The organism is Actinocrispum sp. NPDC049592 (assembly GCF_040675465.1).
In the GTDB taxonomy this organism is placed as follows: domain Bacteria; phylum Actinomycetota; class Actinomycetes; order Mycobacteriales; family Pseudonocardiaceae; genus Kibdelosporangium.
Window position 1 is genome coordinate 11,774 of the sequence record NZ_JBFAPA010000031.1, and the last position, 13,933, is coordinate 25,706.

Sequence of the window (13,933 nt, forward strand, 5' to 3'; positions counted from 1 at the left end):
GGAAAGGACAGCACGGTGTACGAAAAGGACGATCCCCGCTCCTCGCTCGCGACGGCGACCGCACGCCGGCCGGACGGCGGAGAGGCCATCGCGGTAGCACAGTATTTCGACCTGCGCGAGACCTCGGTCGTGCGTGCCCAGAACGTCATCCTGGCGCACACCGAGGCGCGGGCGGGTGACGATCTCGACAACGGGCTCCTGGAAGGCGAACTCGCCATCGTGGTCACCGGCGCTTCCCCCGCGTTCACGGTGCTCACCGACGACGGCGCCACGAAGATCGGCGAACCCGGCCTCGTCGTCGTCCCGCCCGGCGCGTCGAGGATCAGCGTGCACGGCGAGGGCCCGCTCATCCGGCTGGTCGAAGCCACGGAACCCGCGTGGCGCGGCCGACCGGCGAACGCCGACGCCTACACCGAGGACCACCCGCGTGTGGCGCTGCTGAAACGCTGGCCGGAACCCTTGGGGGACAAGGCCGTCCGGTTCTACCCACTGTCCACAGTGGCGGATGACCCGAACCGGTTCGGCCGCATCTTCCGCACCCGCTCGTTCATGGTCAACTTCATCCCCGAGCAGAACGGGCCACGCGACCCGCACAGGCTCTCCCCGCACACCCACGACGACTTCGAGCAGCTTTCCCTTGCGGTGCAGGGGGAGTACGTCCATCACATCCGCACGCCCTGGCTGGCCGACAGCACCCGGTGGCGCGAGGACGAGCATGTACGGCTGGGCAGCCCATCCGTCGCGATCATCCCGCCGCCGACCGTGCACACGTCCGCGGCGAGCGATCCCGGTGTGAACCAGCTGATCGACATCTTCAGCCCGCCACGCGCGGACTTCTCCGGGAAACCCGGCTGGGTCCTCAACGCCGACGACTACCCGATGCCGTGAAGACGCCGGGACGCACGGGCGGCGGGCTGTTCGGACGTGCCGCCACCCCGGTGGGCACCTGGCTGAAGATCGCGTCGGGGGAGCCGGTCGAGATCATGGCGTACGCCGGGTTCGACTTCGTCGTGGTCGACCTGGAACACGCCCCGCTCGACATGCAAACCGCCTACCGGCTGATCAGCTCCGCCGCCGCCCTTGGCATGACGCCCCTGGTCCGGGTGCCGGACAAGACACCGTCGACGATCCAGAAGATCCTCGACGCCGGCGCCATGGGCATTCTCGTGCCGCACGTCGACACGGTCGAGCAGGCCGTCGCGGTCGGGCAGGCGTGCCGGTTCCCGCCGCACGGTGTCCGCGGCGCGGGCGGTACGAGCCGTGCGGGCGCCTGGGGGCTGCGCCCGAACGCCGAGTACCTCGAGACCGGCAACGACGACGTGTTGTGCATCCCGCAGCTGGAGAGCGTGGAAGCGATCAAAGCCGCGCCGGAGATGCTGGCACTGGACACAGTGGACGCTGTGTTCGTCGGCGCGGCGGACCTGTCGATGTCCATGGGCCTGACGCCGTCCTCGCCGGAGGTCGTGGAGCTGATCGGCTCGGCGATCGAGGCCGCCCACGCCGCCGGCAAACGCTGCGGGCTCGCGTTCGGCAGCGCACCGGTGCGTGCCGCGCGGGCGGTGCGCGAGGGCTGCGGCTTCGTCCTGCTCAGCAACGACACCTCGATGCTGGCCGAGGCCGCGCGCGGGCTGGTCGCGTCGTTCCGGGAGGCGGAGAACTGATGCGGGCAGCCGAAAAGGTCATCATCACCACGGCGATCACGGGTTCGGTCAACATCCCGTCGCAAAGTCCCTACCTGCCGTTGTCCGCCGACGAGGTGGCGGAGGCCGCACTCGAGGCGATCGAGGCCGGTTCGGCCATCGTGCACCTGCACGCCCGGCAGCCGGACGGCCGGCCGACACCCGACCCGGACGTCTTCGAGAAGATCGTCGGACGGATCACCGCGGCGACCGACGCGGTCATCAACATCACGACCGGCGGCGCATCGTCGATGACCATGGAGCAGCGGCTCGCGGCCGCGCTCAGGCTGCGGCCGGAGCTGGCGTCGATGAACATGGGCTCGATGAACTTCGTCTACGCGGGGATCGCGGACAAGGTGACCGAGTGGAAGCACGACTGGGAGAAGCCCTACGTGCTCAACACCTACTCGCACCCGTTCGTCAACACCTTCGACGCCATCGAGCACGCGTTGCGGACGCTTGGCGAGTCCGGCACCCGGTTCGAGTACGAGTGCTACGACATCGGCCACCTGTACACATTGGCCTACTTCGCCGACAAGGGCCTGGCGAGGCCGCCGCTGCTGATCCAGGGTGTGTTCGGCGTCCTCGGCGGTATCGGCGCCGACCACGCGAACCTGGAGCACATGGTGCGGATCGCCGACAAGCTCTTCGGCGACGACTACATGTTCTCAGCGTTCGCCGCGGGCCGCGACCAGATACGGTTCGGCACGCACAGCGCCTGGCTCGGCGGTCACGTGCGTGTAGGCCTCGAGGACAGCCTCTGGATCGGCAAGGGCCGGCTCGCCGAGAGCAACGCCCAGCAGGTCAGGAAGATCCGGGCCGTCGTGGCGGATCTGGGCAAACCGATCGCTACCCCCGCCGAGGCCCGCGCGATGCTGGCGCTTCGCGGAAAGGAGGCCTGATGAGCATCCTCACCGGCAAAGTCGTCCTGCTCGTCGGCGCGAGCACGGGAATCGGCGCTGATGCCGCACGAGTCTTCGCGGCGGACGGCGCCCGTGTGATGCTCGTCGCCCGCAGTGAGGAACCCCTTGCGGCGCTGACGAAAGACCTGACCTCAGCGGGACACGACGTGGCGTTCACGACGGGTGACGTCTCCGACGCGGCGAGCGTCGCCGCCTTCGTCGACGCCACGGTCGAACGGTTCGGCCGGCTCGACGGGGCGTTCAACAGCGCGGCGCTGGGCGGATCCGGGCGCCTCGACGCGGTGCCGGAAGCGGACTTCGACCGGATCATGGCCGTCAACGTGAAGGGCACGTGGCTGTGCATCCGCGAGGAAGTCCGTGTGATGCAGCAGCAGGGCTCGGGCTCGATCGTCAACGTCAGCAGCATCGGCGGCTTGCGCGGCAGCTCCGGCATGGGCGCCTACCAGGCCACGAAACACGCGGTCATCGGCCTGACCCGGACCGCCGCCCACGACTTCGGGCCGCTCGGCATCCGTGTCAACGTGCTGGCCCCCGGGCCAACCGAAAGCCCGATGCTCGACGAACTGCGCCGCACGATCCCCGGCGGCGTCGAGGCCCGCATCGCCGCCACCCCCTTGCGAAAACCAGGAACAGGGGCGGAAGTCGGGGCCACCGCGGCGTTCCTGCTGAGCGACCGCGCGAGCCACCTCAGCGGCGTCGTGCTCCCGGTCGACGGCGGGTTCACTGCTTAGCTTGCTATTTGAGGGCGCCACGAGCGCGGAAGGTGAGGTCGATGTAGGTAGGTGACCTTGCTGGATGCGGTGCTGTGCAGGAGATGAAGGTTTTGTGGCCCTTCGGAGCCGTCCCGCGGGGAAGGCTTCAAACCACCTCAAACTGCGTTGGCTGAAGGACACCAGCCTGCTGAAGGTGTCGCTGCGCGGCTACCAGGTGTTCGGAGCCAAGTTCGCGCTGGCCCGCAAACGCGTCATCATCGGCGATGAGATGGGACTGGGCAAGACGATCGAGGCCATCGCGGTGATGGCCAGCCTCGCCGTCGGTGCGCGGCGTGGGTTCCCGGTGGTCTGCCCGGCGAGCGTTGTCGTCAACTGGGTCAACGAGATCGCCAGGCACAGCGCCCTCGTTCCGCACCGGATGCACGGCGCGGGCCGCGACGGCGCGGTCGGCAAGTGGTTGGCACAGGGCGGTGTCGGCGTGACGACGTTCGGCACGTTGCCGAAACTGGTGCTGCCGAAGAGGTTCCGCCCGGCGCCACCGACGCCGTGGTGGGAGCGAAGGCCTTCCGCCGCGTTGTCGCACCGGTGTACCTGCGGCGTAACCAGGAGGACGTGCTGGGGGAGCTGCCGGAGCTGCTGGAGATGGAGGACTGGGTCGAGTTCGGTAAGCAGGACCGAGGTGCGTATCTCGACGCGGTGCGCGAGGGGAACCTGATGGCGATGCGCCGGGCACGCCCCGCGGCTCGGCGAAGCTGGAGCGGTTGCTGGAGATCATCGAGGAGTCGAGGGACAACGGCTGGAAGGTCGTGGTGTTCTCGTACTTCCACGACGTTCTGGGCGCGGTCGCGGACCACGTCGAAGTCTTCGGTCCCTGACCGGCGCGACGTCGGTGCAGGGCCGTCAACAACTGGTGGACGCGTTCACGGCGTGCGAGGACCACGTGGTGCTGGTGGCCCAGATCGAGGCGGGCGGCGTGGGCCTCAACATCCAGGCCGCGTCCGTGGTGATCGGCGCCGAGCCGCAGTGGAAGCCGAGCACGGAGGACCAGGCGATCGCCCGTTGTCACCGGATGGGCCAGGTCCGCAAGGTCCACGTGCACCGGTTGCTGGTCAAGGACAGCGTGGACGCGCGGGTGCGGGAGATCCGCGACCACAAGACCCTGCTGTTCGACCACTACGCGCGCGAAAGCGACACGAAGCACTCGCACGCGAGCGCACTGGACTCAGCGGTGTCGGTGGAGCAGCCGTTCCGGGGCAGGGCTGTCCGGCCCCCTTCCATTGAGCGCAGTCGTGGTGATTCCTGTGCGACAGGGGAAACACGGCCGTTGGAGACATCACCGTTTGCAACCAGGCGGTTGGTTTCGTTAGGTTGGGTGTGTGCCGTACGACTCCGCTGCCACCCGGGCTCGCCTGCTGGACGCGGCCTACCAGGAGTTTTCCAGGTGGGGGCTGGCGGGCGCCCGTGTCGAGCGGATAGCGGCGGCGGCGTCGGCCAACAAGCAGGCGATTTACGCCTACTTCGGTTCCAAGGACAGTCTGTTCGATGCGGTGCTGGCCGACCGGATCAGCGTGCTGGCCGACACCGTGCCCTACACGCCTGAGGATCTGCCGGGCTATGCGGGTGCGTTGTTCGACGCTCTGAACGCCGCTCCTGATCTGCTGCGGCTGACCCGCTGGCGTGGGCTGGAGCGGGATGACGTCGCGCCGGGTGAGGTCGAGTCGCACCTGGAGAAGGCGGTCGCGTTGCGTGCGGCGCTGGGGCTGCCCGACGACCGTACGGCGATCGATGTGTTGGAGATCGTGGTGGCGATCAGCTCGGCCTGGACCACGGTGCCGGCCGGTCTGCGGGCGGTGGGCGGCGAGGATCCGGCGGAGCGGCAGGCCGCGCACCGGGCGATGGTGGTCGCGGCCGTGACGGCGATCTGCCAGTCGGTGACCAGGTTCCCGGTCAACTCCGCGTAATAGTCCGCTGGCTCGTCCTGGCCGGGCTCCCGGCAGATGTGACACAGGGCACGTCGCTGGTTTAAACCAACCGGATGGTTTGACGTCACGCACGGTGGAGGCTACGGTGAAATAAACCATCCGGTTGGATTTAAATGAGGAGTGTCGAGGATGACTCAGTGGTTCGTGACCGGCGCGTCCGCCGGGATCGGGCGGGAGGTGACCGAACAACTGCTGGCGGCGGGGCACCAGGTCGCGGCCACGGCCAGGGATGCGGGCCGGCTCGATGACCTGGCGGCGAAATACCCGGATCAGATCTGGACGGCGGACCTCGACGTCACAGACACGGCGGCGGTGCGTGCGGTCGTCACCCGGGCGTTCGAGGACCTCAGCCGGATCGACGTGGTGTTCTCCAACGCCGGCCGTGGTGCGGTCGGCGCGGCCGAGGAGCTGACCGACGAGGCGATCGCCGAGCAGATCGCCGTCAACATGACCGGCCCGATCCAGCTCGTCCGCGCGGTCCTGCCGTTCCTGCGGGCGCAAGGCGGCGGCCGGATCATCCAGACCTCCACGATGGGCGCGCAGATCAGCGGTCCCGGCGCAAGCATGTACCACGCGTCGAAATGGGGAGTCGAGGGTTTCCTCGAGTCGATCATCGGTGAGGTCGCGCCGTTCGGCATCGGCATCACCATGGTCGAGCCGGGCAGTGTGCGCACCGGGTTCGGGGCGGCACTGTCGGTCGCGCCGGCCAGCCCCGCGTACGCCGGAACCCCGGTCGGCCGGATCCGCCAGTACCTCGATGGTTCGGGCGGCAACTTGACCGGCACGGCACCCGGCGATCCGGCTCGCGTCGCCGCCGCGATCATCACGTCCGCCTCGGTCACCCCAGCCCCGCGCCGGCTGGTTCTGGGCAGCGACGCCTACCAGGCCGTCCACGCCGCCCTGTCCGACCGCCTGCGTGAGGTCGAGGCCGGACTCGCACTGGCTACCTCGACCGACTTCCCGGCTTGACCGCGGCTTGCCGCGGCACCCCCATGGCGGCCTACGACCGCATCCCGGCCGCCGTCACCGACCACGTCCTGGAGAACAGAAAATGAGCCTCACCGACTTCCGCACGCTCGGCCGCACCGGTCTGCGCGTGAGCCCGCTGGCCCTGGGCACGATGACCTTCGGCGACCCGTCCTGGGGCGCCGACGAAGCCACCTCGATCGAGATCCTCGAGCGCTACCTGGACGCGGGCGGCAACTTCATCGACACCGCCAACCGCTACATGGACGGCGAGTCCGAGCGGGTCATCGGCACCTACCTCGGCAAGAACCCCGGCCTGCGCGACCGGCTGGTCATCGCGAGCAAGTTCGCGCTGACCATGGATCCGCACGACCCCAACAACGGTGGCACCGGCCGCAAAGCGATCCGCCGCCACATCAACGAGTCGCTGAACCGGCTCGGCACCGACTACCTCGACCTGTACTGGCAGCACAACTGGGACCGGCACACCCCGCTGGAAGAAACCATGTCCACATTGGACGATCTGGTCCGGGAGGGGAAAGTCCGCTACGTGGGCCTGTCCGACACACCGGCGTGGGCGGTGGCGCGGATGGCCACGCTGGCCGAATGGCGCGGCTGGACCCCGATCGCCGCCATCCAGCTGGAATACAACCTGCTGGAACGCACCTCCGAGGGCGAACTGTTCGGCGCCGCACAGGAGCTGGGACTGGGCATCATGCCGTGGAGCCCACTCGCCAACGGCATGCTCACCGGCAAGTACACGCGGGACAACCCCAACCCCGCCGGGTCCGGGCGTGGCGCGTTCGTCGCCCGCCACCTCACCGAGCGAACCTGGTCGCTGATCGACACTCTCGGCCGGATCGCCGCCGCGCACGACACCACCATCGCGGCCACAGCCCTGGCCTGGGTACGTCAACAACCAATGATCACCTCGACCATCATTGGCGCCCGCACCGTCGACCAGCTCACCGCCAACCTGGCCTCCCTGCAGACCACGCTGACACCCGACGAGCTGGCCGAACTCGACGGACTGACCACCCCCGAGCTGAACTTCCCGGTGCCCTTCCTGAACACCCTTGGCTTCCCGGCACAGCAGGGCGCCACGACGATCAACGGGATGAGCTCTTAGCCAGCGAGGCCCGCATCTGGCAGGCCCTGCCTGGTTCGAAGCGGTTTGGCTCCAAGGAGTAGCTCTTCGACGCGGTGCTCGCCGATCGGTTCGGTGCGGGGCGACACCACGGCGGGCAACCGGTTCGGCGTCTACCGCGGTGACAACCTGGTCGTGCAGACCACCACGGACTCAGGCGGTGGCTGGAACGTCGGCGACACGGCGACGGGGGAATGGCTGCAGTGGAAGGAAGTGCCCATGCAGGGCACGATGAACCTGCGTTTCGCGTGGCCAGCCCCGAACACCGGGGGCCTGTTACGGATCACTGTCGACGGCGCGGAGTGCAGGTAGGTGTACGACACAGCGGGCGATGATCGGGCGGGTGCCGGTTGGTCTCGCCGGTGGGGTCGAGGAACTCTCGACGGTTGAGCCCGAGGTGCGCCAGGTGCTGGCTGACCGTGCGCACCGATATCGTGGCGCCTTCGTCCGCCAGTTCCACAGCGATGCGGCGAACCGGGTGCTTGCCGGAACGACGTAGCTGTTCGATCCGGACGATGACCTCGGCCGGGGTGGCGGTGGGCTGGTGGTGCGGGACGCTGGGCCGATCCAGCAGATCGGCCTCGCCGGACCGGCGGTAGCGGTTGACCCATTTCGAGGCGCATTGGCGGTAGATGCACCTTTCCGCGGCGACATGCGCGATCGGGCGGATTGGCAGCGTTCGACGAGACGGCGGCGGCCTTCGACGGACAGCGAGGCGTTACCGTGGAGCACGGATGGGTCTCTCTGTTCGACGGGACGATCTCATGTCCCACAACAGCTAGGTGTACTGCCCAGGAATGTTGTGAACGTGGCGACGCGTGCGCCTGGCCCGTCCGATCCTCGACATATCTGGACACGTGGCCACAATGGGTGCTCCTTGGTGTGGGGATTTGGTCGCGCAAGAGAAGGTCTGGAGTCTCACATTCCGACGCCGAGGGATTACGTTGTCCGGTGTGCGAATGCGCACGAACCTCATGTGCACACGCAGGCGCGCTCGCCGGCAGAGGCGTCACACGTCGAACAGGGTTCGTGATTGCAGAGCGACAACTGGCAAGCATCTGCCAGCTCGATCGTGATCCGGCGGCTGCTCGCGGGCGTAAGTCTCGTTGGGCTGATCAGTGTCCAGTTCTGTCGTCCGTGGAATGGAGTCGGTGTGAACCTTTCGAAACTTCGGCGCGCAGCCAGCGTCGCCGCCATGGTGTTGCTGGCTGCGGCCGTGCCTGCCAATGCAGCGTCTGCCATCCCTTGCCCGTCGCAGACTTGCCGGCTCGTCGCGAGCGGGATGGACCAGGGCTTTGGAGCCGCGGAGTTCGCCGGCAAGGCCTATGTCGGCTACATGAACGGTCAGCTGCGCAAGGTTGATATCGCGACCGGTTCGAGCGCCGTACTGGCCAGTGGATTGGGCAATCTCCGCGGTGTAGCGGCTGACACCACTGGCGTGTATGTCGCCGATTGGAACGGGCGGGTGCTGCGTGTCGATGCCGCCAGCGGCGCCGCGCAGGTGATCGCGTCTGGGCTGACCCATCTGCAAGGCGTGACCAGACACAACGGTGTCACGTATACAGTCGGCGGGAACACGCTGTGGCGCGTCGATTCGGGCGCTCAGGCCGTCACCACGGGGTTTTGGATGGCCATGGACGTGGCCATCGACGGTGACCGAGCGGTGGTCGCCGACCTCGGTGGACCGATCCGCCAGGTCGACCTCGCCACCGGGAAAGTGTCCACTTTGGTGTCTGGATTCTACGAACCGACGCACATCGCTGTCACCGACAACGGCACGATCTACTTCATGGAAGCCGCCTCCATCCTGCACCGGATCGAGGCGGGCAGCACCCAGGAGCGCACAGTTGGTGATCTGCGCGACGTGTCTGTCTCGGACTTCAGCCTCGATCGTTTCGGCAAGGCGCTGATCACCGACTACAGCAGCGGTGGCCGTCTGTGGCGGATGACCGTGTGATCGTGGCCTGCTCGTAGGTCTCGCCGGCAACGCGGTGCTTCGCTTGGCCCACCGGCCGGATGCGACGACGGTCCGGCTGGTGGGCGCGCCGAATGATTCACGACCGGACAGCAGCCGCGTACACGCGATGCCCGCCATGTGAACATGACCGTCGCATATGGATAGTCGTAGTTGACCGTGTCAGCCCCTGCGGAGGAGCCGCTGCGGAGTGATCGGCAGGTCGCGTACCCGCACGCCGATGGCGTCGTAGACGGCGTTCGCCACTGCTGCTGCGGTACCGGTCGCGGACAGCTCTCCAATGCCCTTGGCGCCCAGAGGTCCGGCGTGTTCGTCGAACTCGTCGATGAAGGCGATGTCGATGGCGGCAGGGATGTCGGCGTTGACCGGCAGCGCGACACCGGCCAGGTTCTGCGAGTGCCACCGCCCGAGCGCCGGTTCGAACGTGCTGGCCTCCAGCGCGGCCATTCCCCAGCCCCACACGATGCCACCGATCATCTGGGACCGGGCAGTGCGCTCGTTGACAATGCGGCCGGCGCTGTAGACGCCGGTAGCGCGGCGCAGTCGTAGCAGCCCTAGTTCCGGGTCAACGGCGACTTCGACGAACACCGCACCGAACGTGCGGGTGGCGTACTCAGCAGGCCCGGCGTCCGCGGGCACGCCGCCGGGTAGCGCGAAGGATCCCTCCACGGCCACCTCACCGCCGTGGAGAGCCATCAACGCGGTGAACGGAATGTCCTCGTCCGTGCGGCTGAACGGCACCCGTTGGCTGCCGTCGCGGCGCAACCGCCCGTCGGCGCAGGACACCTCGTCGGCGGGCCACCCGGCGATGCGGGCCAGTTCGCCGCGCAACCGCTGCGCGGCGTCCAACACGGCCGCGCCCACTCCGATAGTTGTGCCCGAACCGTAGGTGGGACCGGCGAACGGCAGCCGCGCGTCGCCGTACTTGACCCGGATCTGCTCGGGGCGCAGCCCGAGAACGCTGGCCGCGACCTGGGGGAAGACCGTGCCCGGTCCCTGGCCGATGTCGGTGAAACCCACTTCGAGAGTGACCGTTGCGGTGCGGTCCATGACCAGCCGGGCCTGCGAGGGGAACCGGAACTGGCCCTGGGTCGCGTCGGCCATGCCGCACCCGATGCGCCACTGGCCGTCGACCGTGCCGCCGATGGGCCGCGTCCGCCAACCGAACCTCCGGGCGGCCTCACCGTATGCCTGCACCAGCTTCTTGGACGTCCACGGCTTGCCGGTGGCCGGTTCGGTGTCCGCGTGGTTGATCAGCCGCAGGTCCAGCGGGTCGATGCCGGCCGCGTGCGCCAACTCGTCGATCGCGGAGCCCAGCGCCCAAGTGCCTGGCCCGTCCAGCGGTGACCGCATGAACGTTGGCAGGTTCACGTGGCCGCGCCGCACACGCTGGCTGGTGCTGATCGACGGCGACGCGTACAGGCTGAGCGCGGTCGCCGTGGCGAACTCGACGTAGTCCTCGGTCACGGCGGTGGTGTTGACGGCATCGTGCCGAACGGTGATCAGTGAGCCGTTGCCGGCCGCGCCGAGCGCGACGTCATGCCACATCGCGGGCTGGTAGCCGACCATGGCGTACATCTGCGCCCGCGTCAGCACCAGCTTGACCGGTCGGCCCGGGCCCATGACCCAGGCCACCTGGGCGGCGATGATCTCGTGCGGCCAGACGAACGCCTTCGCGCCGAACCCACCCCCGGTGTGTGGCGAACGCACCAGGACCTTCTCCTGGTCCAGCCCCAGGGCCGCGGCCAGGGTGTCTCGCACAGCGTACACATGCTGGACCGAGTCGGTCACTGTCAGTGTGTCGCCGTCCCATTCGGCGACGATCGCCGAGGGCTCCATCGGGTTGTTGTGCCGGTCGGGCTGGGCGTAGGTCGCTGCCACGTGCACCGGCGCCTCGCGGGGGTCGATCGGTTCGCCGACCTGCTCGGTCAGCGGCATCAACTGGGCGTAACCCTCGGCGGTTGTCGCGTCGCGGACCGGCGCGTCGGCCGGGACGACGAACGGCGCCGGCGCGATGTGCGGCCGTACGAGCGTGGCGGCGTGTTCGGCGTCCTGCAGCGAGCCCGCGAGCACGACCGCCACCGCCTGACCGTGGTAGCAGATCCGGTCGTCTTGCAATGGCAGAAAACGAGTCGCCAATGGCGGCACGCTGACCTCGTCCAGCCGCGGGTCCGGGCGGGGCAGGTCCCCGGGGCCGAGCACGGCAACCACACCGGGCACCGCCAGCGCCGCGGTGGTGTCCAGGTGCGTGAGGGAACCCGCCGGCACTGGCGAGCCGACCAGCACCGCGTGCAACGTTCCGGTAGGTCGGTGGTCCGCGGCGAACATCGCGGCGCCGGTCACCTTCGCTGGCCCATCGAGCCTGCGCACGCCAGTCCCCATCGTGGTCACGTTCATGCCGTCACCGCCTGCCGTAGCGCCCGCGCGACCGCGTTACGGGCGAGGGTGATCTTGTATTCGTTGCCGGGGAGCGGCTTCGCGTCAGCGAAACCGGCCTCGATCGCTCGCTGCGCGGCGGCACTGCCGATTCGGTGCCCGACCAGGAGCCGCTCCGTCGCATCCAGCCGCCACGGCCGCATCGCCACCGAACCAAGCGCGATTCGGGCCCGCCGCACCAGATCCCCGTCGACTTCTAACGCGACTGCCACCGCCACAGTGGCGAACTCGTAGCTAGCCCGCGGGCGCACTTTGAGATACGTCGAGGTTGGCGCGGTGCCGGTGATCTCGATGTCAGTGATGACCTCTCCCGGTCGCAACATGTTGTGTGCAACCGCGTCCTGACTGGGCAGCGTGTTCAACTCCCGAGCCGCGATGCGCCGGCCACCGTCGGCATGACGGGTGACGTAGACCGCGTCGAGCGCGGCCAGCGCGGTGCCCGGGTCCGATGGCTGCACTGCGACACAGTCATCGGTCCAGCCGAAGATGGCCTGGTTGTCGGTGATTCCGTGCCGCGCGGCGCACCCGGAGCCGGGCCGGCGCTTGGTGCACGGCGTCTCGGCCTCGGCCCGGAAGTACGGGCACCGGGTGTACTGCAGAGGATTCCCGCCGATGGTGGCCAAGTTGCGCAGCTGGGCGGAGGCGGCCAGGTGGATCGACTCGCGCAGCACCGGAAACCGTTGTGCCACCCATGGGTGGGCGGCCACGTCGGCCAGCCTGACCAAGGGCCCGATGTGGACGGTTTCGCCGACGAGCGAGATGTCCGCTAGTCCGGGCACGGTTTTCAGGTCCACCAGCGTGGCGGGACCGTGCACACCCAGCCGCAGCCAGTTGACCACCTCGGTGCCGCCGGCGATCAGCATCGAGCCCGGCGCTGTGCTGTGTTCCACCGCCTCGGCCACGGTGCCCACTCGTTCGTAGGTGAACGGGATCATGACCGCATCTCCTTCGCCGCGGTCGCCACGGCGGCGGTGATCTGCGGATAGGCGGAGCAGCGGCAGATGTTGCCGCTCATCCACTCCCGGATCTCACCGTCGTCGCCGACATGCCCCTCAGCCACGCACGCCACCGCGGACATGATCTGTCCGGGAGTGCAGAACCCGCACTGGAACGCGTCGTGGTCCACGAACGCGCGTTGCATCGGATGCAGCTCACCGTCGACCGTCAGACCCTCCACCGTGGTGACCTCGGCGCCGTCAATGCCGGCCAGCAACACCATGCAGGCGTTTGCTCGCCGTCCCCCGACCAGTACCGTGCAGCTGCCGCACTCGCCGCGGTTGCATCCCTTCTTCGCCCCGGTCAGGCCCTGGTTTTCGCGCAGGAAGTCCAGGAGGGTCACCCGCGCGTCATGATCGAGGTCCACCTGCTCGCCGTTGACGATCACCGCTGTCCGCACAGTGTGACCGGGGGAAACTTCGTTCATCGCAACGCTCCTCCACACCGCTCGGATCCAGCCGCCGACCGCCCTCCACTCCGGAGCGCGGTACCCAGGCGGCCGTCATGCACGCGATTACGGTGCCAGGCCAGCGCCGGGCTCGGCATCAGTCGTTTTACTGACGTTCCTGTCCGTGCGTCTGCGCCGGGGAACCAGGCGTCAGCGGAGCGCGCCCACCGCGTTGCGGAGCGCCGTGCCGCGGCTGGTTCCACGCACATGCCCGGTCATCACCACCGTTGCCCGTTCCGGATCGCCTGATGAGATCAGTTGTGCAGCCGCCCAGTGTGCGAACGAATTCGTCGTCGCACACGAGTCCCTGGGCAAGAACATCCTGTCGAGAGCAGCGCGATCGACGCGCTCGTCCTTCCGGCAAGTCCGCCGTGGTGTCGACGCGCGACCATCGCGGTCGGTCCGGAGTTTTGACATGGCGCGGCACGGTGGACGTGTGCCGTGCGTCGGAATCAGCGTGGCGGTCGACATCACCGAGCCGGACACCATTGAACGCACGGCTGGCAAGATCCTGCCAGGTCATCGACGGTTGGCCCCGAAGTAAAGCCGCATACGTCGTCAAACGCGTGGGTACCCCGGGGCTCGGCACTAGGGTCAAGATCGCTGACGATCAGTGATTTTGACTAAGTAGTGATCGGCGGCGATGATGGGCGGTGGGAAGGAGCCGG

General features: G+C 68.3%; 13 protein-coding genes and 2 pseudogenes. 11 read left to right on the forward strand and 4 right to left on the reverse strand.

The genetic code is table 11. The annotated features are described in order from the left end of the window. The first annotated feature begins 15 nt into the window (after positions 1-15). The 10 genes and pseudogenes from AB0J95_RS49460 (at position 16) to AB0J95_RS49505 (ending at position 7,722) form a co-directional block, all read left to right on the forward strand. A complete protein-coding gene (locus tag AB0J95_RS49460; RefSeq protein ID WP_364773549.1) occupies positions 16-888 on the forward strand; it encodes a hypothetical protein in 873 nt (290 codons plus the stop codon). Then, positions 885-1,661: an aldolase/citrate lyase family protein gene (locus AB0J95_RS49465; protein ID WP_364773551.1), complete on the forward strand. Its 777-nt coding sequence runs from the start codon at positions 885-887 to the stop codon at positions 1,659-1,661. Before AB0J95_RS49460 ends, AB0J95_RS49465 begins: the two co-directional genes overlap by 4 nt. Then, positions 1,661-2,581 carry a 3-keto-5-aminohexanoate cleavage protein gene (locus AB0J95_RS49470; RefSeq protein ID WP_364773552.1) on the forward strand — a complete coding sequence of 307 codons (921 nt, stop codon included), beginning with the start codon at positions 1,661-1,663 and terminating at the stop codon, positions 2,579-2,581. Before AB0J95_RS49465 ends, AB0J95_RS49470 begins: the two co-directional genes overlap by 1 nt. Beyond that, complete coding sequence (locus AB0J95_RS49475; RefSeq protein ID WP_364773553.1) at positions 2,581-3,333, forward strand: SDR family NAD(P)-dependent oxidoreductase; 753 nt, start codon at positions 2,581-2,583, stop codon at positions 3,331-3,333. Before AB0J95_RS49470 ends, AB0J95_RS49475 begins: the two co-directional genes overlap by 1 nt. 94 nt (positions 3,334-3,427) lie before the next feature. Beyond that, a complete protein-coding gene (locus tag AB0J95_RS49480; protein ID WP_364773555.1) occupies positions 3,428-4,030 on the forward strand; it encodes an SNF2-related protein in 603 nt (200 codons plus the stop codon). A 195-nt stretch (positions 4,031-4,225) separates the two neighbouring features. Continuing rightward, positions 4,226-4,330 (forward strand): annotated as a pseudogene (locus tag AB0J95_RS49485) (hypothetical protein); the annotation flags it as partial. Between the two features lie 361 nt (positions 4,331-4,691). Beyond that, positions 4,692-5,276, forward strand: a complete 585-nt coding sequence (locus AB0J95_RS49490) for a TetR family transcriptional regulator (RefSeq protein ID WP_364773556.1) — start codon at positions 4,692-4,694, stop codon at positions 5,274-5,276. 150 nt (positions 5,277-5,426) lie between these two features. Beyond that, positions 5,427-6,266 (forward strand): SDR family oxidoreductase, encoded by an 840-nt coding sequence (locus tag AB0J95_RS49495; RefSeq protein ID WP_364773558.1) that lies wholly within the window; start codon positions 5,427-5,429, stop codon positions 6,264-6,266. Positions 6,267-6,348: 82 nt separating this feature from the next. After that, positions 6,349-7,392, forward strand: a complete 1,044-nt coding sequence (locus tag AB0J95_RS49500; protein ID WP_364773559.1) for an aldo/keto reductase — start codon at positions 6,349-6,351, stop codon at positions 7,390-7,392. 93 nt (positions 7,393-7,485) lie between these two features. Continuing rightward, positions 7,486-7,722 carry a carbohydrate-binding domain-containing protein gene (locus tag AB0J95_RS49505; protein ID WP_364773560.1) on the forward strand — a complete coding sequence of 79 codons (237 nt, stop codon included), beginning with the start codon at positions 7,486-7,488 and terminating at the stop codon, positions 7,720-7,722. A gap of 28 nt (positions 7,723-7,750) precedes the next feature. Here the strand turns inward: AB0J95_RS49505 and AB0J95_RS49510 are convergent. Next, a pseudogene (locus AB0J95_RS49510) lies at positions 7,751-8,142 on the reverse strand (leucine zipper domain-containing protein); the annotation flags it as partial. 301 nt (positions 8,143-8,443) lie between these two features. Here AB0J95_RS49510 and AB0J95_RS49515 point away from each other — a divergent pair. Beyond that, the gene (locus tag AB0J95_RS49515) at positions 8,444-9,367 is read left to right on the forward strand and encodes a hypothetical protein (protein WP_364773561.1); all 924 of its coding nucleotides are present in this window, start codon (positions 8,444-8,446) and stop codon (positions 9,365-9,367) included. A 180-nt stretch (positions 9,368-9,547) separates the two neighbouring features. Here AB0J95_RS49515 and AB0J95_RS49520 read toward each other — a convergent pair whose 3' ends face one another. The 3 genes from AB0J95_RS49520 to AB0J95_RS49530 are packed head-to-tail and all read right to left on the reverse strand — an operon-like array spanning position 9,548 to position 13,244. Then, on the reverse strand, positions 9,548-11,782 hold the full coding sequence (locus tag AB0J95_RS49520) for a xanthine dehydrogenase family protein molybdopterin-binding subunit (protein WP_364773562.1): 2,235 nt from the start codon (positions 11,780-11,782) through the stop codon (positions 9,548-9,550). Further along, on the reverse strand, positions 11,779-12,756 hold the full coding sequence (locus AB0J95_RS49525) for an FAD binding domain-containing protein (RefSeq protein ID WP_364773564.1): 978 nt from the start codon (positions 12,754-12,756) through the stop codon (positions 11,779-11,781). The genes AB0J95_RS49520 and AB0J95_RS49525 overlap by 4 nt, the downstream gene beginning before the upstream one ends. After that, positions 12,753-13,244 (reverse strand): (2Fe-2S)-binding protein, encoded by a 492-nt coding sequence (locus tag AB0J95_RS49530; protein ID WP_364773565.1) that lies wholly within the window; start codon positions 13,242-13,244, stop codon positions 12,753-12,755. Before AB0J95_RS49530 ends, AB0J95_RS49525 begins: the two co-directional genes overlap by 4 nt. Between the last annotated feature and the right edge of the window lie 689 nt (positions 13,245-13,933).

Coding starts and splice junctions, on each gene's coding strand:
- AB0J95_RS49470 (WP_364773552.1), top strand. CDS start 1,661: ATGCGGGCAGCCGAAAAGGTCATCATCACCACGGCGATCACGGGTTCG.
- AB0J95_RS49500 (WP_364773559.1), top strand. CDS start 6,349: ATGAGCCTCACCGACTTCCGCACGCTCGGCCGCACCGGTCTGCGCGTG.
- AB0J95_RS49495 (WP_364773558.1), top strand. CDS start 5,427: ATGACTCAGTGGTTCGTGACCGGCGCGTCCGCCGGGATCGGGCGGGAG.
- AB0J95_RS49475 (WP_364773553.1), top strand. CDS start 2,581: ATGAGCATCCTCACCGGCAAAGTCGTCCTGCTCGTCGGCGCGAGCACG.
- AB0J95_RS49520 (WP_364773562.1), bottom strand. CDS start 11,782: ATGAACGTGACCACGATGGGGACTGGCGTGCGCAGGCTCGATGGGCCA.
- AB0J95_RS49530 (WP_364773565.1), bottom strand. CDS start 13,244: ATGAACGAAGTTTCCCCCGGTCACACTGTGCGGACAGCGGTGATCGTC.
- AB0J95_RS49525 (WP_364773564.1), bottom strand. CDS start 12,756: ATGATCCCGTTCACCTACGAACGAGTGGGCACCGTGGCCGAGGCGGTG.